This is a genomic window from Microbacterium sp. MMO-56 (assembly GCF_037146215.1).
Lineage (GTDB): Bacteria > Actinomycetota > Actinomycetes > Actinomycetales > Microbacteriaceae > Microbacterium.
This window is the reverse complement of record NZ_JBBCVW010000002.1, coordinates 247,564-273,103: the sequence shown is the minus strand read 5'-3', so window position 1 is coordinate 273,103 and position 25,540 is coordinate 247,564. Positions and strand designations below refer to the sequence as shown.

The 25,540-nt window shown below is 72.2% G+C and carries 24 protein-coding genes and 1 riboswitch; of the genes, 18 read left to right on the top strand and 6 right to left on the bottom strand.

What is annotated here, in order from left to right; translation table 11 throughout:
• Positions 1 to 71 precede the first annotated feature (71 nt).
• Together WFI00_RS02960 and WFI00_RS02955 are read left to right on the top strand one after the other, a co-directional pair.
• Positions 72 to 1,433, top strand: coding sequence for an HNH endonuclease signature motif containing protein (locus tag WFI00_RS02960; RefSeq protein ID WP_336631072.1), 1,362 nt, complete (start codon positions 72 to 74; stop codon positions 1,431 to 1,433).
• A gap of 163 nt (positions 1,434 to 1,596) precedes the next feature.
• Positions 1,597 to 1,962 (top strand): nuclear transport factor 2 family protein, encoded by a 366-nt coding sequence (locus WFI00_RS02955; protein WP_336631071.1) that lies wholly within the window; start codon positions 1,597 to 1,599, stop codon positions 1,960 to 1,962.
• Positions 1,963 to 1,972: 10 nt separating this feature from the next.
• On the opposite strand, the gene WFI00_RS02950 is transcribed toward WFI00_RS02955, so the two are convergent.
• The 4 genes from WFI00_RS02950 to WFI00_RS02935 are packed head-to-tail and all read right to left on the bottom strand — an operon-like array spanning position 1,973 to position 4,903.
• A complete protein-coding gene (locus WFI00_RS02950) occupies positions 1,973 to 2,803 on the bottom strand; it encodes an SDR family NAD(P)-dependent oxidoreductase (RefSeq protein ID WP_336631070.1) in 831 nt (276 codons plus the stop codon).
• A gap of 9 nt (positions 2,804 to 2,812) precedes the next feature.
• Positions 2,813 to 3,676 carry a hypothetical protein gene (locus tag WFI00_RS02945; protein WP_336631069.1) on the bottom strand — a complete coding sequence of 288 codons (864 nt, stop codon included), beginning with the start codon at positions 3,674 to 3,676 and terminating at the stop codon, positions 2,813 to 2,815.
• Between the two features lie 16 nt (positions 3,677 to 3,692).
• A complete protein-coding gene (locus tag WFI00_RS02940; RefSeq protein WP_336631068.1) occupies positions 3,693 to 4,250 on the bottom strand; it encodes an NYN domain-containing protein in 558 nt (185 codons plus the stop codon).
• The gene (locus WFI00_RS02935) at positions 4,247 to 4,903 is read right to left on the bottom strand and encodes an SDR family oxidoreductase (protein WP_336631067.1); all 657 of its coding nucleotides are present in this window, start codon (positions 4,901 to 4,903) and stop codon (positions 4,247 to 4,249) included. The genes WFI00_RS02940 and WFI00_RS02935 overlap by 4 nt, the downstream gene beginning before the upstream one ends.
• An 81-nt stretch (positions 4,904 to 4,984) precedes the next feature.
• Between WFI00_RS02935 and WFI00_RS02930 the strand changes: the two genes are divergently transcribed.
• Both WFI00_RS02930 and WFI00_RS02925 read left to right on the top strand, forming a co-directional pair.
• Entirely contained in the window at positions 4,985 to 6,016 is a 1,032-nt protein-coding gene (locus WFI00_RS02930) for a lactonase family protein (protein ID WP_336631066.1), read from the top strand.
• Between the two features lie 55 nt (positions 6,017 to 6,071).
• On the top strand, positions 6,072 to 6,683 hold the full coding sequence (locus WFI00_RS02925) for a flavodoxin family protein (protein ID WP_336631065.1): 612 nt from the start codon (positions 6,072 to 6,074) through the stop codon (positions 6,681 to 6,683).
• Between the two features lie 2 nt (positions 6,684 to 6,685).
• On the opposite strand, the gene WFI00_RS02920 is transcribed toward WFI00_RS02925, so the two are convergent.
• The gene (locus tag WFI00_RS02920; protein WP_336631064.1) at positions 6,686 to 8,005 is read right to left on the bottom strand and encodes an MFS transporter; all 1,320 of its coding nucleotides are present in this window, start codon (positions 8,003 to 8,005) and stop codon (positions 6,686 to 6,688) included.
• Positions 8,006 to 8,232: 227 nt separating this feature from the next.
• Between WFI00_RS02920 and msrA the strand changes: the two genes are divergently transcribed.
• The 10 genes from msrA (at position 8,233) to WFI00_RS02870 (ending at position 18,215) form a co-directional block, all read left to right on the top strand.
• Positions 8,233 to 8,769 (top strand): peptide-methionine (S)-S-oxide reductase MsrA, encoded by a 537-nt coding sequence (gene msrA / locus WFI00_RS02915; RefSeq protein WP_336631063.1) that lies wholly within the window; start codon positions 8,233 to 8,235, stop codon positions 8,767 to 8,769.
• Between the two features lie 37 nt (positions 8,770 to 8,806).
• Complete coding sequence (locus tag WFI00_RS02910; protein WP_336631062.1) at positions 8,807 to 9,373, top strand: GNAT family N-acetyltransferase; 567 nt, start codon at positions 8,807 to 8,809, stop codon at positions 9,371 to 9,373.
• Positions 9,374 to 9,419: 46 nt separating this feature from the next.
• Positions 9,420 to 10,334, top strand: a complete 915-nt coding sequence (locus WFI00_RS02905) for a DNA-formamidopyrimidine glycosylase family protein (RefSeq protein ID WP_336631061.1) — start codon at positions 9,420 to 9,422, stop codon at positions 10,332 to 10,334.
• A gap of 76 nt (positions 10,335 to 10,410) precedes the next feature.
• A riboswitch (FMN riboswitch) is annotated at positions 10,411 to 10,572 on the top strand.
• A gap of 132 nt (positions 10,573 to 10,704) precedes the next feature.
• Complete coding sequence (ribD, locus tag WFI00_RS02900) at positions 10,705 to 11,748, top strand: bifunctional diaminohydroxyphosphoribosylaminopyrimidine deaminase/5-amino-6-(5-phosphoribosylamino)uracil reductase RibD (protein ID WP_442928287.1); 1,044 nt, start codon at positions 10,705 to 10,707, stop codon at positions 11,746 to 11,748.
• Positions 11,748 to 12,389, top strand: a complete 642-nt coding sequence (locus WFI00_RS02895) for a riboflavin synthase (protein ID WP_336631059.1) — start codon at positions 11,748 to 11,750, stop codon at positions 12,387 to 12,389. Before ribD ends, WFI00_RS02895 begins: the two co-directional genes overlap by 1 nt.
• Positions 12,386 to 13,678 carry a GTP cyclohydrolase II gene (ribA, locus tag WFI00_RS02890; protein ID WP_336631058.1) on the top strand — a complete coding sequence of 431 codons (1,293 nt, stop codon included), beginning with the start codon at positions 12,386 to 12,388 and terminating at the stop codon, positions 13,676 to 13,678. The genes WFI00_RS02895 and ribA overlap by 4 nt, the downstream gene beginning before the upstream one ends.
• Positions 13,675 to 14,148 (top strand): 6,7-dimethyl-8-ribityllumazine synthase, encoded by a 474-nt coding sequence (gene ribH / locus WFI00_RS02885; RefSeq protein WP_336631057.1) that lies wholly within the window; start codon positions 13,675 to 13,677, stop codon positions 14,146 to 14,148. The genes ribA and ribH overlap by 4 nt, the downstream gene beginning before the upstream one ends.
• Positions 14,149 to 14,216: 68 nt before the next feature.
• A complete protein-coding gene (locus tag WFI00_RS02880) occupies positions 14,217 to 14,567 on the top strand; it encodes a Fe-S protein (protein WP_336642271.1) in 351 nt (116 codons plus the stop codon).
• 172 nt (positions 14,568 to 14,739) lie between these two features.
• Positions 14,740 to 16,128, top strand: coding sequence for an MFS transporter (locus WFI00_RS02875; RefSeq protein WP_336631055.1), 1,389 nt, complete (start codon positions 14,740 to 14,742; stop codon positions 16,126 to 16,128).
• 131 nt (positions 16,129 to 16,259) lie between these two features.
• Positions 16,260 to 18,215, top strand: coding sequence for an ABC transporter ATP-binding protein (locus WFI00_RS02870; protein WP_336631054.1), 1,956 nt, complete (start codon positions 16,260 to 16,262; stop codon positions 18,213 to 18,215).
• A gap of 9 nt (positions 18,216 to 18,224) precedes the next feature.
• On the opposite strand, the gene WFI00_RS02865 is transcribed toward WFI00_RS02870, so the two are convergent.
• The gene (locus WFI00_RS02865) at positions 18,225 to 20,105 is read right to left on the bottom strand and encodes a phosphoenolpyruvate carboxykinase (GTP) (protein WP_336631053.1); all 1,881 of its coding nucleotides are present in this window, start codon (positions 20,103 to 20,105) and stop codon (positions 18,225 to 18,227) included.
• A 103-nt stretch (positions 20,106 to 20,208) separates the two neighbouring features.
• On the opposite strand from WFI00_RS02865, the gene WFI00_RS02860 reads away from it, so the two are divergent.
• The 4 genes from WFI00_RS02860 to efeB all read left to right on the top strand — a co-directional run bounded on the left by WFI00_RS02860 (position 20,209) and on the right by efeB (position 25,428).
• On the top strand, positions 20,209 to 21,651 hold the full coding sequence (locus WFI00_RS02860; protein WP_336631052.1) for a helix-turn-helix domain-containing protein: 1,443 nt from the start codon (positions 20,209 to 20,211) through the stop codon (positions 21,649 to 21,651).
• Between the two features lie 143 nt (positions 21,652 to 21,794).
• Positions 21,795 to 22,799 (top strand): iron uptake transporter permease EfeU, encoded by a 1,005-nt coding sequence (efeU, locus tag WFI00_RS02855; protein WP_336631051.1) that lies wholly within the window; start codon positions 21,795 to 21,797, stop codon positions 22,797 to 22,799.
• Positions 22,799 to 24,028, top strand: coding sequence for an iron uptake system protein EfeO (gene efeO / locus WFI00_RS02850; protein WP_336631147.1), 1,230 nt, complete (start codon positions 22,799 to 22,801; stop codon positions 24,026 to 24,028). The genes efeU and efeO overlap by 1 nt, the downstream gene beginning before the upstream one ends.
• Positions 24,025 to 25,428: an iron uptake transporter deferrochelatase/peroxidase subunit gene (efeB, locus tag WFI00_RS02845; RefSeq protein ID WP_336631050.1), complete on the top strand. Its 1,404-nt coding sequence runs from the start codon at positions 24,025 to 24,027 to the stop codon at positions 25,426 to 25,428. The genes efeO and efeB overlap by 4 nt, the downstream gene beginning before the upstream one ends.
• Positions 25,429 to 25,540 lie beyond the last annotated feature (112 nt).

The window sequence follows — 25,540 nt, the reverse complement described above, 5'->3', positions numbered from 1 at the left end:
ACGACCACGGGGCGTCTCTGGAACTGTGGACAACTCCGTCGAGTGTCGTACGTATGTTCTAATCTTGAGCCATGACCACCCCACCGCCTCCGCCGCTCATCGGCATCGCGCAGGCTCTCGCCGCGCTCGAGGCCGCGGGCGGCGGGACGTCTCCGGATGCCCTGACGCCGGCTCAGCTGTTGGCGGTCGGCGCCGCCTTCGGCGCGTTGACGCGACAGGTCGACGCCGCGTTCGCGCCCGTCGCGGCGGAGATCGCGCGGCAGTCGCGGATCGAGCTCGGCCGCGACTCGCTCGCACGGCGGCAGGGTTTCCGCTCCCCCGTCGCGCTCATCCAGGCGACGACGGGATCGAGCGTGGGTGAGGCCGCGAAGCTCGTCCAGGTCGGCGAAGCGACCGCGCCGCGGCTGTCGATCACCGGCGAGCGGATGCCGGCGAAACACCCCTCGGTCGCCGCGGCGGTCGCGGCGGGAACGCTCGGGGTGACGTCGGCCTTCGCGATCGTGGCCCTGCTCGATCGTCTTTCCACGAGGGTCGAGCAGGCGCGTCTCGCGGCGGCCGAGGCGGAACTGGTGTCGCTGGCGCCGGGCCTGCGCTCCGACGAGCTGTCGCGACTCCTCGCCCGCGCCGAGGCGCACCTCGACCCCGACGGGCTCGAGCCCCGCCACGAGGAGCGGCGGGCGGAACGGTCCCTGACTCTGCAGGAGCGCGACGGAATGCTCCACCTCACGGGAGTCCTCGACGTCGAGACCGCCGCTCCGATCAAGACCGCGATCGACGACCTCGTCTCCCAGGCGCTGCGACGTCGCCGCGATGCCGAGAGCGATGGCAGCGGCGACGACGCCGTCGCCGATCAGCGCACGATCCGACAGATGCGCGCCGACGCCCTCGCCGATCTCTGCCGGCACGCCATCGGATGCACGCAGGTCCCCACCGGACCCACCGCCACGGTCATCGTGCGGATGAGCCTCGACGATCTCCGGAGCGGTGTCGGCGCGGTGACGCTCGACGGTTTCGACACCGCCGCTCCCGCTTCCGTGGTGCGACGGATGGCGTGCGACCTGCAGGTGATCCCGTGGGTGATGGGCTCCGACGGAGAGATCCTCGACTGGGGACGCGCACGTCGCCTGTTCAGCCCGGCGCAGAAGCTCGCGCTGGCGGAGCGCGACGGCGGATGCTCCTCCTGCGGGGCGCCCACCGCCTGGACCCATGTGCACCACATCCGCTGGTGGGAGCGCGACGGCGGGCCGACCGATCTCGACAACGGGATCCTCCTGTGCGCGGCCTGCCACCATCGCATCCACGACGACGGGTGGGAGATCCGGGTCGATGGGACGGGAGTACGCGCCCAGGTGTGGTTCATCCCTCCCCCGTGGATCGATCCGTCTCGCGCACCGCGACGCGGAGGGCGAGCACGATTCGACCTCACGGCCTGACGCCGCGCGACACGGGCGACGTCGCCGGTGCCGGCCGGGAGCGAGCGAGATGGCCTGCCGTCGGGCGGCGCGGGCGAGATTGCCTGCCGTCGGGCGGCGCGGCCTGCCGCCGGCGAGGGGATCCCGCTGTCCCGGTGTCGGCACTCCGCGATAGACCGGACGCATGACGACATCCACGACGCAGAACTGGCTCGACGGCTACCTCAGGGCGTGGCGGACGAAGGACGACGCCGACGTCCGCGCCCTCTTCACCGACGACGCCGAATACCTCTTCCACCCCTACGAGACCTCCCCGGCCCGGGGGATCGATGCGGTCCTCACCGCCTGGCAGGATCCGGAGCCCACCGAGGCCGTCGCCGACCTCCACGTCCTGATCGAGGGCGACGACATCGGCATCATCCGCGGCACCGTCGACTATCCCGGGCACGCCTCCTACGTGAACCTCTGGGAGGTGCACTTCGCCGCCGACGGGCGCGCCCGCAGATTCGTGGAGTGGTACCTCCGCGTTCCGGACGCCGCCGCAGAGTGACGCGGGCGCCTCACTCCGGGTCGATGCCGACGAGCTCCGCGCTCTTCTCCCACAGCCGGCGGGCGAGAAGCGGGTCCGCCGCCCGCGGGCTCGTGCGGGCCGGCGCGTTCCCGGAGTAGAACCCGCCCGAGACCCAGTCGATCCCGGGCGTGCCCAGGGCGAGCCATCCCAGCCGCGACCCGCCCACGTCGGTCGACGTCAGCAGACGACTCGCCAGCGGGTTGGTGTACATCCACCGCCACAGACCGGTCGACCCACCGGCGAAGCCGCTCGCGATGGCGCCCGGGTGGAAGGCGACCGCCGACACACCGCGCCCGCCCCAGCGGCGGGCGAGCTCCTTCGTGAAGAGGATGTTCGCGAGCTTCGCGTTGCCGTACGCCCTGCTCGGCGAGTAGCGGCGGGCACCTTGGAGATCGTCGATGTCGAACCGCGAGAACGCCCGCGCCGCGACGCTCGAGGTCTGGATGACCGACGCGCCGCTCTCCTCGAGCCGATCGCGCAGCAGGTTCGTCAGCAGGAAGCCCGCGAGATGGTCGACCTGGAACGTCTGCTCGAACCCGTCGCGGGTGAGGGTGCGCTCCCCGAACACGCCGCCGGCGTTGTTGGCCAGCACGTCGATCCGCGGGTACGCCTCCCGCAGCGTCTGCGCCAGTCGACGGACGTCCTCCAGGTTCGCGAAGTCGGCGACGTGCCACGGCGCCCCGATGCTCTCCGCGACGACCCGCGTCTTCTCCGTGTTTCGCCCCACCACCACGACACGCTCCCCCGCGGCGTGCAACTGCCTCGCCGCGGCGGCCCCGATGCCGTCGCTCGCCCCGGTGATGATGATCGTCCGCGTCATCCGGCGAGACTACCTCGCGGGCGGACGCCGGGGGCCGACGATCGCCGGATCGGAGGCATCCCACGCCTGCACCGACTGCACCACCCAGAATGCGGCGAACAGCACGAGGGCGACGGTCTCGCCGACGAACACCCCATCTACCGCGCCGAGTCGCAGCCCCCCGTACACCGGGATCGTCAGCACGACGACACCGAGCGCGATCGCGATCGCGAGATACGTGCCGCTCAGCCACGCCGGGGCACCGGCCACCGGCGACACCGCCACCACCACCGCCGACGCCGCGATCACCAGGAAGAACGCCACCGCCGCGAGGAGGTGCCCCCACCGCAGCAGCCCCTCCCGCGCGAACACCCATCCGAACCCCACGGCGAGCAGGATCACGGCGGCGACCGTCACCGACAGCAGTGTCCCGCCGCGCTCGACTCGCCCGGCCACCACCAGCACCGACGCCAGCACGGCCACCCCCGCCCCCACGATCAGATACGTCACCACACCGTTGCCCACCTCACCCATGAACCCGGCGGGCACGCACGACTCGTCCCCACCCGGGCACGGCGCGTCGAGGCCGGGAACGACCCCCGGCACGAGCGGGGTCGGGATGATCGCGATGAGCGGCGCGAGCACCGCCGCGACATCCAGCAGCACCCGCTGCGCCCCTCGCCCTGACAGGGCGAACAGGGCCACCGACACCGCGATCAGCACGCCCACGAACACCGGGCGCGCCGGACTGTAGAAGTAGTGGCTGATCGATGGTAAGACCCCCACCGCCGGCATCGCGACACCGATCGCGACGAACAACGCTGCGACCGAACCCGCGATCGCGATCCGCAGATACCGGTACGTCCGCGCGAGCGACGTCGACGCATCGGACACGCGCGACTCCCGACCGTCAGCGCAGGAACTGCAGCGGGTCGAACTCGTCGATCGCGATCACCCGCACGCGCGGGAGCTGCGCGTCGAAGGCGTCCACGTCGTACTCCAAGTCGAAGAACTCGACGCCCGGAAGGTCCGCGAACGCGGCGTTGCGGAACTCGGTGAAGCCCACGACCCCGACCCGACGCCCGTCGAGGAGGGCGCCGAGGTCATCGACGAAGTCGCCGTCGTGACTGACGAGCACCACGTCGCCCGCCCGCTCCTGCAGCGCACGGAGGGTGCGCTGGATCGCGATGTCGACGACCTTCTCGTCGGCGTCCCCGGACAGCGGGATCGGCTGGTACCCGAGCGCCAGGAGCGCCTGGATGAACGACATCGGGAGGTTCGTCGTCGCGTTGAGGAAGAAGAGTCCCCGGGCCTGCTGATCCCACCGGTCAGCGAGGAAGCCGAGCACCCGGTCCCAGCGCGGCCGCTCGTCAGGGTGCGGCCGGCGGCCCAGGATCGATCCGCCGAGGGTCGCGTCGATGTTCTCGCCGTCGACGAGGACCCACGTCGCGTGATCGCCCACGCTCATCGAGCGCCCTCCTGCGCCACGGCATCCGCGATCGGCACGTCGCCGCCGTTGAACGAGAGCGTCCGGCCGATGGTGCCCGGCTCGTGCACGACCGCGGCGATCACCGCGGCGACGTCGGCGCGCGAGACCGATCCCGACGAGGTCGCCGCGAGATCGACGCGCCCGGTCGGCTCGTCGAGGGTCAGACGCGAGGGGGCGACGATCGTCCAGTCCAGACCGCTCGCCCGCAGGTGCTCGTCGGCATCCGCCTTCGCCTCGGCGTAGGCGAAGAACGCGTCGTCCGGGTCGACACCGTGGTCGGGCCCCGCACCGAAGTACGACACCATGACGTAGCGGCGGACCCCGGCGGCGAGCGCCGCATCCATCGAGCGGATCGCCGCGTCGCGGTCCACCGCCCGCGTGCGTGCCGCGTCGCCGCCTCCGGCGCCGGCCGACCAGATGACCACGTCGTTGCCGCTGATCAGGTTCGTCAGCTGGTCGAGATCGAATCCCTCCACGTCGGCGACGAGCGGCGTCGCCCCGGCGGCGGTCACGTCGGCCTCGTGTGCCGGGTTGCGCACGACCGCGGTGACGTGGTCGCCGGCAGCGGCGAGGATCGGCTCGAGCAGCAGCGACACCTTTCCGTGTCCGCCGATGAGCAGGATGCGGGCCATGGGCGGCTCCTTTCCGTCACCTCCGAGACTACGACCCCCGCGAGGCGGAGACACCGCCTCGCGTGCGCCTACCCTGGGAGGGTGACCGATTCCGCATCCCTCGTCCTCGTGGCCAACGCCGGCGACGGCTCGATCTCGACCTTCCGCGTCTCCGACGGCGCGCTGGAGCGGATCGCCGTGACGGGCGGCCTGACCGGCTGCTCCACCTTCGCCGTCGACGCAGACCGAGACCTCGTCTACGCCGCCGTCAAGGGCGAGCCCGCCGGCATCGTCACGCTCTCCCTCGACCGGTCGACCGGCGCGCTCACACCGCGGTCGCGCCTCGACCTCCCCTCCGGCGGGATGAACTACCTCGCGCTCGCGCGCGGCGGCACCGTGCTCCTCGGCGCGAGCTACGGCGGCGGCTACGGCATCGTGTCCTCCGTCGCCGACGGGTCTGTGGGCACGCCGGTGGCGCGCATCGCCTACCCGAACCTCCACTCGGTCCTCCCGAGCCCCGACGGCCGCTTCGCCTACTTCGTCTCGCTCGGCGCCGACCTCGTCGCGCAGTACCGGCTCGACGACGATCTCGCCCTCGTGCCCCTCGCTCAGCCCACCGTGTCGGCCCCCGCCGGGAGCGGCCCGCGCCACCTCCTGATCGACGACGACCGCGCCGCCGTGTACGTCATGACCGAGTTCTCGGGTGAGGTCCTGCACTACCGGCGCGACCCCGACGAGGGCGTCCTGACGTTCGAGGGCTCGGCGAGCGCCGTCGACCCCGCCGCGGGCCTCGGCCACAGCGAGTTCGGCGCCGATCCGCTCGCGCACCACTACATCTGGGGCGCCGACCTGCATCCGGGTGCCGACGGCGCGGTGCTGTGGGCGTCCGAGCGCACCGAGAGCACGCTCGCGCCGGTGCGGATCGCCGCCGACGGCGCTCCGTCGGACGCCGACTCGTTCACCGTGACGGAGCAGCAGCCGCGCGGTTTCGCGACGAGCCCGGACGGCCGCCTCCTGGTCGCGGCGGGCGAGAAGTCCACGACCGTGTCGCTGTACGCGGTCGACGGCACGGCGCTCACGCTGCTCGACCGCGCCGAGACCGGGCGCGGGGCGAACTGGGTGCGCTTCGTCTGACGGGCGCGTTGTCAATCCCCTGCCGCGCGCGGGCCGGCGGGGCGAGGGTGGGGCCATGACCCGCGCTCTCGTGCTCAACTGCACCCTCAAGCCCTCGCCCGCCCCCTCCAGCAGCGAGCTGCTCGCGCAGCAGCTTCTCGACGCTCTCGCCACGCACGGCGTCGACGGTGAGATCGTGCGGGTGGTCGACCACGACGTACGACCCGGCGTCGAGCTCGACATGGGCGAGGGGGACGCGTGGCCGCGCCTCCACGACCGGGTCCTCGCGGCGGACATCCTCATCGTGGCCACCCCGACCTGGATGGGCAACATGTCCTCGATCGCCCAGCGCGTGCTCGAGCGCCTCGACGCCGACATCTCCGAGACGGACGACGAGGGTCGCCCCGTCCTCGCCGGGAAGGTGGGCATCGCCGTGGTCGTCGGCAACGAGGACGGCGCGCACGCCATCACCGCCGCCCTCTACCAGGGTCTCAGCGATGTCGGGCTCACCATCCCGAGCCAGGGCGGCGTCTACTGGAACGGCGAGGCGATGAACACCGTCGACTACAACGATCTGGACGAGACCCCCGAGAAGGTCGCCGAGACGACCCGCACGCTCGCCCGCAATGCCGCGCACCTGGCCGATCTGCTCGCCCGGCATCCCTACCCGGCGCCGCCCGCCGACTGACCTCAGCGCGCCGTGCGGGACACCCGCTCGAGTCCCAGCCGCTCGATTCCGAGGTTCGCCGCGCCGAAGCCGAGCACGAGGGCGGCGGCGAGGACGGGCATCGCCATCGCGGCACCCACCGATCCCTGATCGGCGATCCATCCCGTGACCGCCGACGAGAGGGCCTGCGCGAGCGTGAGTGCGGCGCCGAGCACCGTCATCGTCGTCGCGGTGCGCCCGACCGGGGCGCGGCTCCCCGCGAGCGAGAAGAGCGTGACCAGCGTCGGACCGACACCGAGACCGAGCAGAAGCAGCCACACCACGAGCCCCGCCGTGGAGGTCGTCGTCGCGTAGCCGGCCGCCGACGCCGCCAGCACCCCGGCGAACGCCATCCACCGCCACCGCAGCGCGAAGCGGTCGGGCAGAGCCGCGACGGCCAGGGCGAGGGCGGCGGACCCGACCCCCATGAGGCCGTAGAGGAGCCCCGCCTGGGATTCGTCTCCGCCCCCCTGCACGAAGGCGGTCAGCGAGGTCAGGGTCGCCCCGAAGAACATGCCCACCGCGAAGGTGCCGCCGATGAGGACCAGGACCGGCGGCGAGAAGACGGCGCCGATCGGGGCGCGCGCGGCGGCGTCGCCGGATTCGGCGGCGACGTCCGCGCGCACCAGAGCCGTCGGATGCAGCGCGAACGCCGTCACGAAGCCGAGGCTCAGCACCGCGGCGATCGCGATCGGCGCCCACGGTGCGACCGCGGCCGCGAGGATGCCGACGAGGAACGGACCGATGACGAACGCCGTCTCGTCCGCCGCGGACTCGTAGGACATGACCCGGCTGACCGTGCGCTCGCGGGTGTCGGGGGCGAGCCGCGCTCCGATGATGGTCAGCAGTCGCGACCGCGACATCGCGGCGGCCTGAGGGGCGCTCAGCCCGATCGCGAGCGCGGCGGCCAGGAGCAGCCCCGGGGGAACCGCCGCCTGGGCGACCACGGGGAACAGGGCGAGCAGGATGCCGTTGAGCAGGCCCACCGGCACCAGGACCCGCCGCTGGCCGTGTCGGTCGACGAGGTCTCCGATGACGGGCCCGGCGACGACGACTCCGATCCCGACCGCCGCGGAGGTGAGGCCGCCGAGCGCGACCGACCCGGTGGCGGCCACGACGAGCATCAGGACGCCCACGGTCATCATCGCGAACGGCAGGCGGGCGACGAAGGCGATGGGCCAGTACAGCCATCCGGTGTGCTCGCGCAGCGTGCCCCGCGGCGCGCCGGGATGATCCGGCGCGTCGGGACGGCGGGGTGCGGCGGGGGCCGCGGCGCGGTGGACCGCGGTGTCGGTGTGCTCCACGTGGTGCTCCGGAGGATCGGCTCGGTGTGACGTGCCGCCGTTTCCCGGTTCCGATCGAGCTGGTAGATGCACCTCGCCGCGCCGGTGGACGCAGCGGAGGCCTCCATTTTACCGCGATCGCGCTCACAGCGCCCTGGGAGGTTCTGGAGGGACCAGAATCGGTAGCGGCAGCGTTGTGTCCCGGTGAGGCCGCGTACGCGGCATCCGGACGACTCGAGGAGCAGATCATGACCGACGACGGCAGCATCACCCGCACCCCCGGCACCGAGACGGCGATCCTCGCCGGCGGCTGCTTCTGGGGCATGGAGGATCTCATCCGGCGACAGCCGGGCGTCCTCGACACGCGCGTCGGCTACACCGGCGGCACCAACGACCACGCCACCTACCGCAACCACCCGGGGCACGCCGAGGCCGTCGAGATCGTCTTCGATCCGGCCGCGACGACGTACCGCGACATCCTCGCGTTCTTCTTCCAGATCCACGACCCGTCGACCCTCGACCGGCAGGGCAACGACATCGGCACCAGCTACCGGTCGGCGATCTTCCCGGTGACGCCGGAGCAGGAGAGCGTCGCGCGGGACACGATCGCGGACGTCGACGCGTCCGGCCTGTGGCCGGGCAAGGCCGTCACGACGATCGAGCCGCTGGGCGCGTTCTGGGAGGCCGAGCCCGAGCACCAGGACTACCTCCTGCGCATCCCGAACGGCTACACCTGCCACTTCCCGCGGGCCGGGTGGGTGCTCCCGGCGCGCGCAGACGCCTGATCTCCCGGGGCCGTCCCCGGGCCGTTAGGCTCCGGGGATGGTCCCCGTCATCCTCTCGACAGCCCGTCTGACGCTCTCCGCCCCCGCCGCGGGCGACGTCGACGCGATCCACGAGGCCTGCCAGGACGAGGCGACGCAGCGCTACACGACCGTGCCGTCGCCGTACGAGCGCCACCACGCGGAGGAGTTCGTCCCCCGCGTCGCCCGTGAGTGGGAGGACGGCACGAGCCTCACCTGGGCGATGCGCGACGGCGACGTCCTCGCGGGGATGGTCGGACTGCACGGGCTCGACGGCCGCGGCGCAGCGGAGCTCGGCTACTGGGTGTCGCCGTGGTCGCGTCGGCAGGGCCTGCTGATCGAGGCCGCACGAGCGGTCCTGGACTGGGGGTTCTCCCCCGACGGCGCGGCGCTGCGTCGCATCGAGTGGCGCGCCGTGGTCGGGAACGTCGGTTCGGCCCGCGCCGCGCGCGCCCTCGGGTTCCGCTACGAGGGTCTGTTGCGAGAGGGGATCGCCGGCACGCCGACGCGCGACGACGCCTGGATCGCGGGGCTCCTGGCCGACGACGATCGTGCTCCGCAGCCCTGGCCGATCCTCGACCGGTGAGCCGCCCGCCTGTCGCCGTGTCCGGGCACCGTGACAGGATGGGCGCATGCCGGAGATGCCGGAGGTCCAGGGGCTCGTCGAGTTCCTCGGGGCGCGCGCGACCGGTCTCACCATCGCGCGGGCGACGGTCGCGAACATCGCCGCCCTGAAGACCTATGACCCACCCCTCGACGCCCTCGTCGGGCGGGTCGTGACCGGCGCACGACGACACGGGAAGTTCATCGACCTGGAGACGACGGCGCCGGACGGCGGCAACGGTGGCGGCAGCGACGACGATGCCCACGCCGAGGACGCACTGCACCTCGTCTTCCATCTGGCCAAGGCGGGATGGCTGCGCTGGTACGACCAGCTGCCGTCGACCGTCATCCGGCCGGGGAATACCCCGATCGCGCTGCGCGTCGGCTTCGACGACGGCTCGGGGTTCGACCTCACCGAGGCGGGGACGAAGAAGTCGCTCGCCGTGTACGCCGTGCGGGCACCCGCGGATGTGCCGGGCATCGCGCGGCTCGGGCCCGACCCGCTCGGCCCGGACTTCACGCGCGACACCCTCGCCGACCTGCTCGCGGGCCGACGCACCCAGATCAAAGGCGTCCTGCGCGACCAGTCCATCGTCGCCGGCATCGGCAACGCGTACTCGGACGAGATCCTGCACGCCGCACGGATGTCGCCGTACGCCCTCGCCGCGACCCTCGGCGACGAGGAGGTGACGCGCCTGTTCGACGCGCTGCGCGCGACGCTGGCCGACGCCGTCGCCGCGGCGTCCGGCCGTCCTCCGGCCGATCTCAAGGACGCCAAGCGGCGCGGCATGGCCGTGCACGGCCGACGCGGCGAGCGGTGTCCGGTCTGCGGCGACGAGGTGCGCAGCGTCTTCTTCGCGGACAACTCGCTCGAATACTGCCCGACCTGTCAGACCGGCGGGAAGCTCCTCGCCGATCGACGGCTGAGCCGGCTCCTGAAGTAGCGCCGCGCCGCAGCGGCAGCAGCCGACACGGAATGAAACGACGGCGCGCGCGTTGAGTAGGATCGAGAGCAGAACAACGTGCTCCGGGGTCGGTGGGAATCCGAACCGGCGGTGACAGTCCGCGAGCCCGTCCGATCGTCAGACCGGGCGGGTTGATCCGGTGGAATTCCGGAACCGACGGTGATGCGATGAGGTTCGGTGAGAACCGCGTCGCTAGTCCGGATGGGAGGAAGCACAGGCGACGCCGTCACGGCGTCCGTCGCGCGAACCCGCGCACCCCGGAGCCTTCGACGAAGGACGAGGGATGCAGGACGCCGAGAGCGACCGGAGCGGGGCCCCGGGGAACGACCCGGAGGGCGTCGACCGCGCGATGCGTCGCGCCCTGACGCTCGCCCTCGACGGGCCGCGCGGCGTCAACCCCCAGGTCGGCGCCGTCATCCTCTCCCCCACCGGCGAGACCCTGGCCGAGGGCTGGCACCGCGGCGCGGGAACCGCGCACGCCGAGGTCGACGCCCTGGCGCGTCTCGCCGAGACGCACGGCCCGGGCGCCGCCCGGGGGACGACCGCCGTCGTCACCCTCGAGCCGTGCAACCACACCGGACGCACCGGCCCGTGCGCGCAGGCCCTCCTCGACGCCGGGGTGGCCCGTGTCGTGTACGCGGTGGACGACCCGGGCGCGCTCTCCGGCGGCGGCGCCGAGCGCCTCCGCGCCGGGGGCGTCGACGTGCGCGGCGGCGTCCTCGCGGACGAGGGCGGCGCCCTCCTCGACTCCTGGCTCACCGTCCAGCGTCTCGGGCGCCCCCACGTCACCGTCAAGTGGGCGCAGTCCCTCGACGGCCGCGCGGCGGCATCCGACGGCACCAGCCAGTGGATCACCGGCCCGGCCGCCCGCGCCGACGTGCACCGACGGCGCGCTGCGGCCGACGCGATCGTCGTCGGCACCGGGACGCTCCTGACCGACGACCCGGCACTCACGGCTCGGCGCCCCGACGGCACGCTGTACGAGACGCAGCCGCGCCCGGTGGTCCTCGGGGCCCGATCGATCCCCGACGACGCCGCCGTGCGCTCGCACCCGTGCCCGGTCCTGCACCGTGCCGGCGAGAACCTCGCCGGCGAGAGCCCGGACGGGCCCTCTCTGATGGACGAGCTGCGGGACCTCGGCGTACACCGCGTGTTCGTGGAGGGCGGCCCGACGATCGCGAGCGCGTTCCTCCGCGACGGCCTCGCCGACGAGCTCCTCGTCTACATCGCCCCGACGCTCCTCGGGTACGGTCCCGACGGGTCAGACCATCCGGCGCTGCGGATGCTCGGGGTCGAGACGATCGCGCAGCAGCGCCGCCTCGCCATCGCATCGATCGACACACTCGGCGACGACCTCCTCGTCATCGCCCACCCGGTCTCGGAAGGAGACTGATGTTCACCGGAATCATCGAAGAGCGCGGTGAGGTCCTCGCCGTCGAGCCCTCCGGCGACGGCGTGCGGGTGACCGTCCGCGGCCCGCGCGCCGTGTCGGACGCGGCCCACGGCGACTCGATCGCCGTCAGCGGCGTCTGCCTCACCGTGGTCGAGCAGGGTCCCGACTGGTTCACCGCCGACGTCATGCGGCAGACCCTCGACATGACGAGCCTCGCGGGCATCGCCGCGGGAGCGTCCGTCAACCTCGAGCGCGCCCTCGCCGCCCACACCCGCCTCGGCGGCCACATCGTCCAGGGCCACGTGGACGGCACCGGCACGGTCCTCGAGGTGCGCCCCGGCTCACAGTGGCAGGTCGTGCGCATCTCCCTCCCCGCCGAGCTCGCCCCCCTCGTCGTGGACAAGGGCTCGATCACCGTCGACGGCGTCTCGCTGACCGTGTCGGCCGTCTCCGCCGCGGAGCCGGACGCCGCGGAGGGTCACTGGTTCGAGGTGTCCCTGATCCCCGAGACCCTCGAGGTCACGACTCTGGGGCTGCGTCGACCCGGCGACCCCGTCAACCTCGAGACCGACATCCTCGCGCGGCACGTCCAGCGACTGCTCGCCTTCACCCGCCCCACCACCGAAGGAGGCTCACGATGAGCCTGTCGACCATCCCCGAAGCCCTCGACGCGCTGCGCGCCGGACGCCCCGTCATCGTCGCCGACGATGAGAACCGCGAGAACGAGGGCGACGTCATCCTGTCGGCCGAGCTCGCCACGCCCGAGTGGCTCGCCTGGACGATCCGGTGGTCCAGCGGCTTCCTGTGCGCGCCGATGCCGGCCGAATGGGCCGACCGTCTCGACCTGCCGCCGATGGTGCCGGTCAACGAGGATGCCCGGGGCACCGCCTACACCGTCAGCGTGGACGCCGCGGACAAGGTCTCCACCGGGATCAGCGCCGCCGATCGGTCCCACACCCTGAACGTGCTGGCCGATCCGGCATCCACCCCTAGCTCCGTCATCCGGCCCGGTCACGTCCTGCCGCTGCGCGCCGTCGACGGCGGTGTCCGCGAGCGCGCCGGCCACACCGAGGCGGGTGTGGAGCTCATGCGTCTGGCCGGTCTTCAGCCGGTCGCCGCGATCGGCGAGGTCGTCGCCGAGGACGGGTCGATGATGCGCCTGCCGGGCCTCCTCGAACTCGGTGCGCGCGAGGGCATCCCGGTCATCACGATCGAGCAGCTGATCGCGTACCTCGACGAGAACGAACCGACCGCGCCGCAGGCGCACGCCCCGCGCCGCCGGGTGAGCCTGCGCGCGGAGGCGCAGGTGCCCACCTCGCACGGGTCGTTCCGCTTCCTGGCGTACAAGGACCGGGTGACGGGCACCGACCACATCGCGGTCGTCTCCGGCGATCTGTCCGCCGATGCCCCGCTCGTGCGCGTGCACTCGGAGTGCCTCACCGGTGAGGCGTTCGGCTCGCTCAAGTGCGAGTGCGGCCCGCAGCTGGACGCCGCACTCGACGCGATCGAACGCGACGGCGGCGTGGTCGTGTACATGCGCGGCCACGAGGGGCGCGGGATCGGCCTGATCAACAAGCTGCGCGCCTACAGCCTGCAGGAGCGCGGTCTGGACACGGTCGACGCGAACCTGGCGCTCGGGCTGCCTGCCGATGCCCGGGACTACGCCGCGGCCGCCGGCATCCTGGAGGACCTCGGCGTCGAGAAGGTCCGGCTGCTGACGAACAACTCCGACAAGGTGAACCAGCTGCGCGCCCTCGGACTCGACATCGTCGAGCAGGTGCCCCTCCTCGTCGGGGTCGGTCCCAACAACCACCAGTACCTCGAGACCAAGCGCGACCGGATGGGTCACATCATCGGCGCGGACGACCTGAGCGCGGCCCTCGCCCACGGCGCGGCCCCGCACGCCCACACCACGGAGGAGCACGCATGAGCGGCCACGGCGCACCCCAGACCCAGGAGATCGACGCGACCGGACTGCGCGTCGTCGTGATCGCCGGGCAGTGGCACGACACGATCACCGACGGCCTGATCGCCGGCGCGGAGCGGGTGCTCGAGGCATCCGGCGCCGACTGGCGTCTCGTGCGCGTGCCCGGCTCGTTCGAGCTGCCGGTCGCGGCGAAGGCGGCGCTCGAGTCCGGCGCGGACGCCGCCGTCGCGCTCGGGGTCATCATCCGGGGAGGCACGCCGCACTTCGAGTTCGTCTCGTCGGCCGCGACCGACGGCCTCACGCGCGTCGCCCTCGACACGGGCAAGCCGGTCGGCTTCGGCGTGCTGACCCTCGACGACGAGCAGCAGGGCATCGACCGCGCGGGCCTTCCCGGCTCGCGTGAGGACAAGGGCGCCGAGGCCGCCGACGCGGCCCTGCGCACCGCGCTGGTCCTCCGCTCTCTCCGCTCCTGACGGTCGCCGTTCCCTCGCGAGAGGAGGATGCGGACCGGGCTGACCTCACCTTCAGCTAGACTGAGGGAATGGAGATCCTGCGTCACGCCGTCGTCCTCGTCCACCTCACGGGCTTCGCGGTCCTCTTCGGCGCCTGGGTCGTCGAAGCGATCGGCCGGCGCCGCATCACCCGCCTGATGACGTGGGGCATGGTCATCGCCGCCGTCGCCGGCCTCGCCCTCGCCGCCCCGTGGGGGATCGAGTACTCCCTGAACTACGCCAAGCTCGGCACGAAGCTCGTCGTGCTGCTCGCGATCGGGGCCGTCCTGGGCATCGGCACGGCCCGCCAGCGCAAGAGCGGCACCGCACCCGCGGCGCTGTTCTGGCTCGTGGGCATCCTCACCTTCCTCAACGCCGCGATCGCCGTCCTCTGGCGCTGATCGGGACGACCCCGCGGGCGGGGCGTAGACTGATCCCTTGCGCCGGAAACCTGCCGGCGCCCCGGTGACCTCACAGCTGCGGCGTCCGCTGCACGCACCCCTGCACGGCACGCCACGCGCCGGTTCGTCCCACGAGGACCTTCGATACCCCATCGATAGGCAGTAGTTCCGCATGTCCTCCACGGCAGTATCCGCCCCCGCCAATCCCCGCTCGCGCGTCATCACCGCGAGCCTCGTCGGCACCACGATCGAGTTCTACGACTTCTACGTCTACGCGACGGCGGCGGTCCTCGTGTTCCCGATCCTCTTCTTCCCGACCGGCAACGACACGACCGCGCTCCTGGCGTCCTTCGGCGTCTTCGGCGCCGCCATGATCGCCCGCCCGATCGGCGCGGTCGTCTTCGGCCATTTCGGCGACCGCTTCGGGCGCAAGGCGACCCTCGTCGCCTCCCTCCTCACGATGGGCATCGCGACGTTCCTCATCGGGTGCCTGCCGACCTTCGTCGACATCGGCTGGTGGGCGGCCCTCCTGCTGCTCGTGCTGCGCCTGTTCCAGGGCTTCGCGCTCGGCGGCGAGTGGTCGGGGGCGGCACTCGTCGCGACGGAGAACGCGCCGAAGGGCAAGCGTGCGTGGTATGGGACCTTCCCGCAGCTGGGCGCGCCGATCGGCTTCATCATCGCGAACACGATCTTCCTGCTGATCAACTTCGCCCTGCCCCACCCGGACGGCCCGGCACAGCGCTCCGAGGCGTTCCTCGCATGGGGCTGGCGCATCCCGTTCCTCTTCTCGGCGGTGATGGTGATCATCGGCCTGTGGGTGCGCCTCAAGCTCGTCGAGTCCCAGACGTTCACTCGCGCCGAGCAGAACGGCGCGATCCGGAAGTTCCCGCTCGGGGAGGTCGTGCGACGGCACTGGAAGAACCTGATCCTCGGCACGTTCATCATGCTGGCGACCTACGTGCTCTTCTACCTGATGACGAGCTTCACCCTCGCCTACGGCACGAAGCCCACGGATGCCCCGGTGCCGGGCCTCGGCTTCGGCTACACCGACTTCGTGATCATGCAGATCATCGGCGTCGTGTTCTTCGGTGTCTTCACGCTGCTGTCCGGCCCGCTCGCGGACGCGATCGGGCGCCGGAAGCTCCTGATCTGGGTGACCGTGCTGATCGGCGTGCTCGGCCTGACGTTCAACGTGTTCCTGCTCCCCCACGTCGACCCGAAGTTCACCGGCGCTCTGGTGCAGGCCTTCCTCGTCTTCGGCTTCATGCTGATGGGCGCGACGTTCGGTCCGATGGGTGCCGTGCTCCCCGAGCTCTTCCCGACGAACGTGCGATACACGGGCTCCGCGATCGCCTACAACCTGTCGTCGATCCTCGGCGCCGCCGTCGCTCCCTCGATCGCCCTCGGACTGTGGGCCGCCGCGGGCGGCGAGCCCTGGCTCGTCGGTCTCTACCTGACCGGCTCCGCCGTGCTGACGCTCATCGCGCTCCTGCTCTCCCGAGAGACGAAGGACGTCGACTACGACACCGACATCGGTCTGGGCGAGACCGCCTCGCTCTGATCCCGACGGAGGATCGGATGCCCCGGAGCACCTGCGCTCCGGGGCATCCGCCGTCTTGTGCGTGACCCGTCAGGCCGCGCACAAGAAAGACGGACGAAGATAGAACGATCCGATCCCCGCAGGAAGCCGCCATGTCCTCCCCTCGCACCACCCCCGCCTCCCGCCCGTCGCGCGCCCGCGCCTCACGCCGCACGAAGGAGGACGGCCCGCGCGCGAGCCTGCGACAGCTCCTCCCCTTCGTCTTCGAGCAGCGCGGTGTCCTCGTGGCGGTCGCCGTCCTGAGCGTCCTCGCCGCGGCCGCGACGCTCGCCCAGCCCGTCGTGGTCGGCCAGGTCATCGCACGGGTCCAGGCGAGCGACCCTCTGGGCGCCCTCGTCTGGATCCTCGTCGCCCTCGTCGTCGTCGGTTCCGTGATCAGCGGCATCCAGCACTTCCTGCTGCAGCGCACCGGCACCGCGGTGGTCTACTCCAGTCGGCGGCGGCTGATCGCACAGCTGCTGCACCTCCCGGTGCAGGAGTACGACGCGCGCCGCACCGGGGACCTCGTCTCGCGCGTCGGCACCGACACGACACTGCTCTACGCGGTCCTCACCCAGGGGCTGGCCGACTCGCTGGGCGGCGCGCTCATCTTCGTCGGCGCCGTCGTCGCGATGCTCGTGATCGATCCCGTGCTGCTGCTGCTGATCCTCGTCGTGATCGGGGTGTCCGTCGCCGTGGTGGGCGCTCTCAGCACCCGCATCCGGCGCGCGACCGCCGCGCAGCAGGAGAAGGTGGGAGAGCTCGCCTCGGGTGTCGAGCGCGCGGTCGGGTCGATCCGCACGATCCGCGCGTCCGGCGCCTCCGGGCGGGAGCAGTCGGCGATCGACGGCACGGCGCGAGAGGCGTACGACGCGGGCGTCCAGGTCGCCAAGGCATCCGCCTTCGTCGTCCCCGTCGCGGGCATCGCCCTGCAGCTGTCGCTGCTGGTGGTCCTCGGCGTCGGCGGATTCCGCATGGCGTCCGGCGCCATCTCGATCGCCCAGCTCGTGACGTTCGTGATGTTCCTCTTCTTCCTCGTCCAGCCGCTCGGCTCGTTCTTCGGAGCCATCACCTCCGTCAACCAGGCGCTCGGCGCGCTCGGCCGCATCCAGGAAGTGCTCGATCTGCCCACCGAGACCGCGCGCGACTCCGAGATCGCCGCCTCCGCCGAGGCCGCCCACCGCGCAGACCCCTCCGCCGACCTGACCGGCCCCATCCGGACGGTCGACGACCTGCTGGCGACGCGCGACGCGCCGGCGATCGAGTTCCACGGCGTGCGCTTCGCGTACCCGGCCGCCGTCGTGCGCACTCGGCGCACCGCGGAGAGGGAAGCCCAGCGCGCCCTCGCGGACGTCCACGCCGACGCGGTGGAGATCCCCGAGAGCGACGGCGACGTCCTGCGGGACGTGTCCTTCTCGGTGCCGCGCGGCGCGCGCGTCGCGCTGGTCGGCCCGTCCGGCGCCGGCAAGTCGACGACCCTCGCCCTCATCGAGCGGTTCTACGACCCGGACTCCGGCGCCGTGCTCCTCGACGGCACCGACGTGCGCCGCATCGACCGCTCCCGGCTGCGCGCGCAGCTCGGCTACGTCGAGCAGGACGCCCCCACCCTCGCCGGCACGATCGGGGACAACCTCCGGCTCGCCTCCCCCGAGGCATCCGACGCGGCGTGCGAGCAGGTGCTGCGCGCGGTCAACCTCGGAGAGGTGCTCGACCGCTCCCCGCTGGGCCTCGACGCGCCCGTCGGCGAGGCGGGCGTGATGCTCTCGGGCGGCGAGCGCCAGCGCCTCGCGATCGCCCGGGCGCTGCTCGCGGCTCCCCCGATCCTCCTGCTGGACGAATCGACCTCCTCGCTCGACGGGCTCAACGAGCAGCGCATGCGCGAGGCCATCGACGCCGTCGCGGCGGGGCGGACGCTCGTGGTGATCGCCCATCGGCTGTCGACCGTCGTCGACAGCGACCTCATCGTCGTGCTCGACCGCGGCCGCGTGGTCGGGCAGGGCACGCACGCCGAGCTCATCGAGACGGTGCCGCTGTACCGCGACCTCGCCCGTCATCAGCTCCTGGTCTGAGCCGCGCGCTCAGGCCTGCGCGAGCTTGAGGCGGTAGCGCAGCGCGGCGAGCTCGGCGTACAGCGCCGCCGGCACGCGACCGTCGAACGTCCGGTAGAACTCCTCGGTGAGGTCGGCCTCCTGCAGCCAGAGGGACGGATCGACCTCGAAGAGTGCGTCCAGGTCCCCCTGCGGCACGTGGATGCCCTCGAGGTTGAGGTCCTGCGTGCGGGGCAGCCGGCCGACGGGGCTCTCGATCGCGGGCACCTCGTTCTCGATGCGGCGGATGATCCAGTCGATGACCCGCGCGTTGTCGCCGAAGCCGGGCCAGAGGAACCTGCCCCCGTCGCCCTTGCGGAACCAGTTCACCTGGAACACGCGCGGCGCACGGTCGAACCGCAGCTTCTGGCCGACCGCCAGCCAGTGCCCGAAGTAGTCGGCCATGTTGTATCCGCAGAACGGCAGCATCGCGAACGGATCGCGGCGCAGCTCCCCCACGGTGCCCTCCGCGGCGGCGGTGCGCTCCGAGGAGATGTTCGAGCCGAGGAAGACGCCGTGCGTCCAGTCGGTCGCCTCGACGACGAGCGGCACGTTCGTCGCGCGACGCCCGCCGAAGAGGATGCCGTCGAGGGGCACGCCCTCCGGTGTCTCCCAGTCGGGCGCGATCTGCGGGCACTGGCCCGCGCTCACGGTGAACCGCGAGTTCGGGTGCGCGGCGGGACGCCCGGACGCCGGGGTCCACGCGTTCCCCTCCCAGTCGGTGAGTTCGGCGGGCGCCTCGTCGGTGAGGCCCTCCCACCACACGTCGCCGTCGGGGCGGAGGGCCACGTTCGTGAAGATCGTGTTGCCCCAGAGGGTCTCGACCGCGGTGACGTTGGTCGACTCCCCGGTCCCCGGCGCGACGCCGAAGAAGCCGGCCTCGGGGTTGATCGCCCAGAGGCGCCCGTCCTCGCCCGGCCGCAGCCACGCGATGTCGTCGCCGAGGGTCTCGACGCGCCATCCGGGGATGGTCGGCCGCAGCATCGCGAGGTTCGTCTTGCCGCACGCCGAGGGGAACGCCGCCGCGAGGTGGTAGGCCTTGTTCTCGGGGCTGATCACGCGGATGAGCAGCATGTGCTCGGCGAGCCATCCCTCGTCGCGGCCGATCACCGAGGCGATCCGCAGCGCGAAGCACTTCTTGGCGAGGATCGCGTTCCCGCCGTAGCCCGACCCGAACGACCAGACCTCCAGCGTCTCGGGGAAGTGCACGATGTACTTCTCGTCGTTGCACGGCCAGGCCGCGTCCTCCTCGCCGGGGGCGAGGGGCGCGCCCACGGAGTGGACGGTCTTCACCCACGGCTTGCCGCCGGCGATCTGCGCGAGCACGTCCGCGCCGACGCGCGTCATGATGCCGATCGAGGTGACCGCGTACGCGCTGTCGGTGATCTGCACGCCGATGTGCGAGAGGGGACCGCCGACCGCTCCCATCGAGAAGGGCACGACGTACATCGTGCGGCCCCGCATCGATCCCTCGAACAGGGGGGTGATCGTCGCGCGGATCTCGGCCGGCTGAGCCCAGTTGTTCGTCGGCCCGGCATCCTCCTCGCGCTCCGAGGCGATGAAGGTGCGCGCCTCGGTGCGGGCGACATCGCTCGGGTGCGACCGCGCGAGGTACGAGCCCGGGCGCCACTCCGGGTTGAGCTTGATGAGCTTGCCCTCCTCGACCTGCTCGCGCAGCAGCGCCTCGTTCTCGGCGCGCGAGCCGTCGACCCAGTGGATCCGATCGGGCCGGGTGAGCGCGGCGACCTCGTCGACCCACGCGAACAGCTCGGCGAGACCGTCGCCGGTAACGACGGGTCGTGCGCCGAAGGAGCGCCGGTCGCTCCCGGTGCGCAGAGGGGTGGGACGGGTGAACAGGTCGGCGATGGCCATGTCAGCTCCTTACGATGCGGTGTTTCCACTGTGCGGGGCCTGCCGCACGCCTTACCGAACAAGAAGCCGTCAAGAAGCGGGATTCTTTCGCTACCATCAAGGAATGCCCGCTTCAGCGCTCGAACTGTCCACGCTCGGTCATCGCATCCGCCACCACCGGGTCGCGCGCGGCTACACGCTCGACGACCTGGGCGCCATCGTCGGCGTGGCGGGCAGCCAGCTCAGCCTCATCGAGAACGGGAAGCGGGAGCCCAAGCTGTCGCTCCTGCAGGCGATCGCCCACGCCACCGGGACGGATGTCACCGACCTCCTCTCGCCCGAACCGCCGAACCGGCGCGCCGCGCTCGAGCTGGAGCTGGAGCGCGCGCAGTCCTCCCCCGTGTTCCGGCGCCTGGGCGTGCCGGCGGTGCGCGTCACCAAGACGATGCCCGACGAGACCATCGAGGCCGTGCTGGGCCTGCATCGCGAGCTGGAGCGCCGGGAGCGCGAGGCGATCGCGACGCCGGAGGAGGCGCGCCGCGCGAACACCGAGCTGCGCCTGCGGATGCGGGAGCGCAACAACTACCTGCCCGAGATCGAGCAGCTGGCCGAGAAGCAGCTGCGCGCCGCGGGCCACGGGGGCGGCGCGCTCACCCACCGCACCGTCAGTGTCATGGCGTCCCAGCTCGGCTTCGAGCTGTTGTACGTCGACGACCTCCCGCACTCGGCACGATCGGTGACCGACCTCGAGCACGGACGGATCTACCTCCCCCCGGCATCCATCCCGGGGGGCCACGGTCTGCGGTCGATGGCGCTGCAGGCGATGGCGCACCGCCTGCTCGGCCACACGCCGCCCACGGACTACGCCGACTTCCTCCAGCAGCGCCTGGAGATCAACTACTACGCCGCGTGCTGCCTGATGCCCGAGACGGCCTCGGTCGCCTTCCTCGCCCAGGCCAAGAAGGACCGCAACCTCGCCGTGGAGGACTTCCGCGACGCGTTCGGCGTGACGCACGAAGCGGCCGGCATGCGCCTGACCAACCTCCTCACGCAGCACATCGGCATCCGCCTCCACTTCCTGCGCGTCGACGGCGCGGGAGCGATCACGCGCGTGTTCGAGAACGACGACCTTCCGGTGCCGATGGATGTCACCGGCTCGGTCGAGGGACAGATCGTGTGTCGCGAGTTCGCCGCACGCTCCGCGTTCGCGCAGCAGAACCGCACGGTCGAGCACTACCAGTACACCGACACCCCGGCGGGCACGTTCTGGTGTTCGAGTCAGACGGGCAAGACGAGCGACGGGGAGTTCTCGATCACGGTCGGCGTGCCCTTCGACGACGCCCGCTGGTTCCGCGGTCGCGAGACGCCGAAGCGCGCGGTGTCGGCCTGCCCCGACGAGTCGTGCTGCCGCCGCCCCGACGCCGCGGCGGCGCAGCGCTGGGACGGCAAGGCCTGGCCGAGCGCCCGCGTGCACATGCAGATGTTCTCGCCCCTGCCGCGCGGCGAGTTCCCCGGGGTGGACGACGGCGAGGTGTACGCCTTCCTGGACCGGCACGCCCAGGGGTGAGGGCGGGGTCGCCGCGCGTCGCGCCATTTGGGGCCGGACGGCGGCGAGGTGTACTCTCGATGAGCTAGTGAGGTTCCCCTTACCTAAGTCTCGCATCGATGTGACGGAGGGGACCTCCCCCTCTCCTCCGAAAAACCACGCCTGTGCTCGCCACTTTCCTCATCGGCCTCCGTGAAGGCCTCGAAGCCGCGCTCGTCGTCGGCATCCTCGTCGCCTACCTCAGCCGGATGGGACGCCGCGATGTGCTGCCGCGGCTCTGGGCCGGCGTCGGGCTCGCGATCGCGCTCGCCCTCGGGATCGGCGCGATCCTCACCTTCGGCGCGTACGCGCTGACGTTCGAGGCCCAGGAGCTCATCGGCGGACTGCTGTCGCTGCTCACGGTCGCGATGGTCACCTGGATGATCTTCTGGATGCAGAAGACCGCGCGCACGATGAAGCGCACGCTCGAGGGCGGCGTCGACCGCGCGCTCTCCACGGGCGGCGCGTGGGCGATCGTCGCGATCGGGTTCGTCTCCGTCGCGCGCGAGGGGATCGAGACGACGCTGCTGCTGTGGTCGATGGTCCAGTCCTTCGGCGACGCCCCCTCCGCCCTCCTCGGCGCGGTCCTGGGCCTGCTCGCCGCGGTCGCGCTGGGCTGGCTGCTCGCGCGCGGGATGGTGCGGATCGACCTGCGCCGCTTCTTCGCCTGGACGGGCGCGTTCCTCGTGATCGTGGCGGCGGGGGTCCTCGCCTACGCGATCCACGACCTGCAGGAGGCCGGGGCGCTGCCCGGCCCCTTCACCGCCGCCGCTCCGCTGGATGCCACCGGCGCCGTCGCGACGGGCTGGGCGGCCTTCCCGTTCGGGTGGGCGTTCGACGTGAGCGGCGTCATCGCGCCCGGCTCCACCCCGGCCGCCCTCCTGCAGGCGACCGTCGGCTTCATGCCGCAGATGACCTGGCTGCAGGTCGTCGCCTGGACCGTCTACCTCGCCGTCGTCGGCACGATCTTCGTCCGGGGCCTGCGCCGGCCGCGCTCGGCGGCGCCGTCCGCCGGCTCGTCCGGGCCGGCCACCCCGACCGAGGCCGCCGCCCCGACCGAGGTCTCGACGCCGTCGTCGCCCGAATCCACCCCGTCGTCCCCCGCCTCGACCCCGCAAGGAGCATCATGATGTCCCCGTCCCGCCTGCTCGTGGCCACCGCGGCCGTCGGCCTCGCCTCGCTCGCCCTGTCGGGATGCGTCGCCAAGTCCGACGTCGCCGCCGGCGGCACCCTCCGCGTCACCTCGACCGACACCTCGTGCGACGTGTCCGCAGCGACGGCATCCAGCGGCACGCTGACCTTCGATGTGTCCAACTCGAGCTCCGACGTGAGCGAGTTCTACCTGCTCGCCGGGGACGGCCTGCGCATCGTCGGCGAGGTCGAGAACATCGCCCCCGGGGCATCCCGCACGCTGACCGTGGTCGCGCAGCCCGGCGACTACTTCACGCTCTGCAAGCCCGGCATGGTCGGCGAGGGTATCGGCCGGACCGCGTTCGCGGTCACGGGCGAGAAGGTCGCCGCGACCGGAGACGACGCCGCGCAGAAGCAGCAGGCCGTCGATCTGTACGCCGCGTTCGTCAAGGACCAGGTCGAGCAGCTCGTCCCCGCGGTCGACGCGTTCGTCGCCGCCTACGAGGCGGGCGACGACGACAAGGCCCGCGCCCTCTTCCCGACCACCCGCGCGTTCTACGAGCGCATCGAGCCGATCGCGGAGTCGCTGGGCGACCTCGATCCGCGCATCGACTACCGCGAGGTGGACGCCGTCGCGGAGGGACTCGACTGGACCGGCTTCCACCGCATCGAGAAGGACCTGTGGGTCCCCGCGCAGGACGCGCTGAACTCCGACGAGTCGACGCCCGCGTGGAAGGACTGGGCGCCGTCGACTCCGGCCGAGCGCGCCGGTTACGGGGCTCAGCTGGTCGCGGATGTCGCTCAGCTCAACGACTACGTGCACTCGACCGAGTTCACCGACGCCCTCGAGGCGCAGGGCGTCGGCGGCATCTCGAACGGCGCGATCGCGCTGCTCGACGAGGTCGCGACGGGCAAGATCTCGGGCGAGGAGGACTGGTGGTCGGGAACCGACCTCTGGGACTTCGCCGCGAACGTCGAGGGCTCGAAGATGGCGTTCTCGCTCGTCGAGGAGTTCGCGACCTCGAGCGGTGACAAGGGAGCGGCCCTCGCGCAGAAGATCCAGCAGGGGTACGACGACCTGGACGCCGCCCTCGCGGCGCACGGCTCGCTCACGAGCGGATTCGTCGCCTACAGCACGCTCACCGAGGCCGACAAGCGCCAGTTCACCGACCTCATCAACGCCCTCGCCGAGCCGCTGTCGCAGCTGACCTCGACGATCCTCGAATGACCGCCCCCGCCGCCCCCACCCCCGCGCCGGGCCCCGGCGCGGGCGCGGGCGCCGGCGCGGGCGCGGGCGCCACCTCGCCGAGTGTCCACGACGCGCCGTCTGGCACCCCCGACGCGCCGCGCGTCGTGGACACTCGGCAGGGGCTGAGCAGGCGCGGACTGCTCGGGCTCGCGGCGGGCGTGGGAGCGGCGGGACTCGCGCTCGGCGCGGGCGCGGGATCCGCCGCGGGCGTGGCCGTGGGGCGGGCACGGGCGGCGGACGCCCCGGCATCCGTCCACCCGTTCTTCGGCGCGCACCAGGCGGGGATCACGACCCCCGTGCAGGATCACCTGCACTTCGCCGCCTTCGACATGATGCCCCGCACGTCGCGGGAGGACCTCATCGAGCTGCTGCAGGACTGGACGTATGCCGCGGCGCGCATGACCCAGGGACTCGACGTCAGCGCCACCGGCGCGACCGGCGGATCGCCCGCCGCACCGCCCGACGACACCGGCGAGGCGGTCGGCCTGCCCGCGAACGGCCTCACCATCACCTTCGGGTTCGGCCCGACGCTGTTCACGGCGGACGGCGGCACCGACCGGTACGGGATCGCCGACCGGCGACCCGCCGCGCTCGAGAAGCTCCCCGCCTTCCTGGGCGAGGACCTCGACCCGGGGCACACGGGCGGCGACCTGGCGATCCAGGCCTGCGCGGACGACCCGCAGGTGGCCGTGCACGCGATCCGCAACCTCAGCCGCATCGCCTTCGGGCGCGCGCGCCTGCGCTGGTCTCAGCTGGGCTTCGGGAAGACCTCCAAGACGACGTCGGCGCAGGCGACCCCGCGGAATCTGTTCGGCTTCAAGGACGGGACCGCGAACATCCTCGCCGACGATGCGGCCGCCCTCGACGACCACGTCTGGGTGGGCGCATCGGACGAGCCGGCGTGGATGGCGGGGGGCTCGTACCTGGTGGCCCGCAAGATCGCGATGCTCATCGAGACGTGGGACCGCGTACGCCTGAGCGAGCAGGAGCGGATCACCGGTCGCGACAAGGGCGAGGGCGCGCCCCTCTCGGGAGGCTCCGAGCAGACCGCGCCCGACTTCGCCGCGGCGAGCGCCTCGGGCGGCCCCGCGATCGACAAGCGCAGCCATGTGCGCCTCGCGCACCCGGACTTCAACGACGGCATCCGCATCCTCCGCCGCGGCTACAACTACGTCGACGGGAACACCGACCTCGGCCGCCTCGACGCCGGACTGTTCTTCCTGTCCTACCAGCGTTCGCCCGCGCAGTTCATCACGCTGCAGAAGGCGCTCTCGACCGACCTCATGGCCGAGTACCTGCGCCACGTCGGCTCGGGGCTGTGGGCCGTTCCGCCCGGTGCGGACGCCGGCTCCTACGTCGGCGCGGGCCTGTTCGCCTGATCCCCGCCTGGCGCACCCCGGGGTGGCCGCCGCCGGCGCGTCTATACTCGACTCGTCCGGCGGCGACGAGGCGGCCGGTGCTCGAAAAAGGGGCACGCGAGACACATACGGC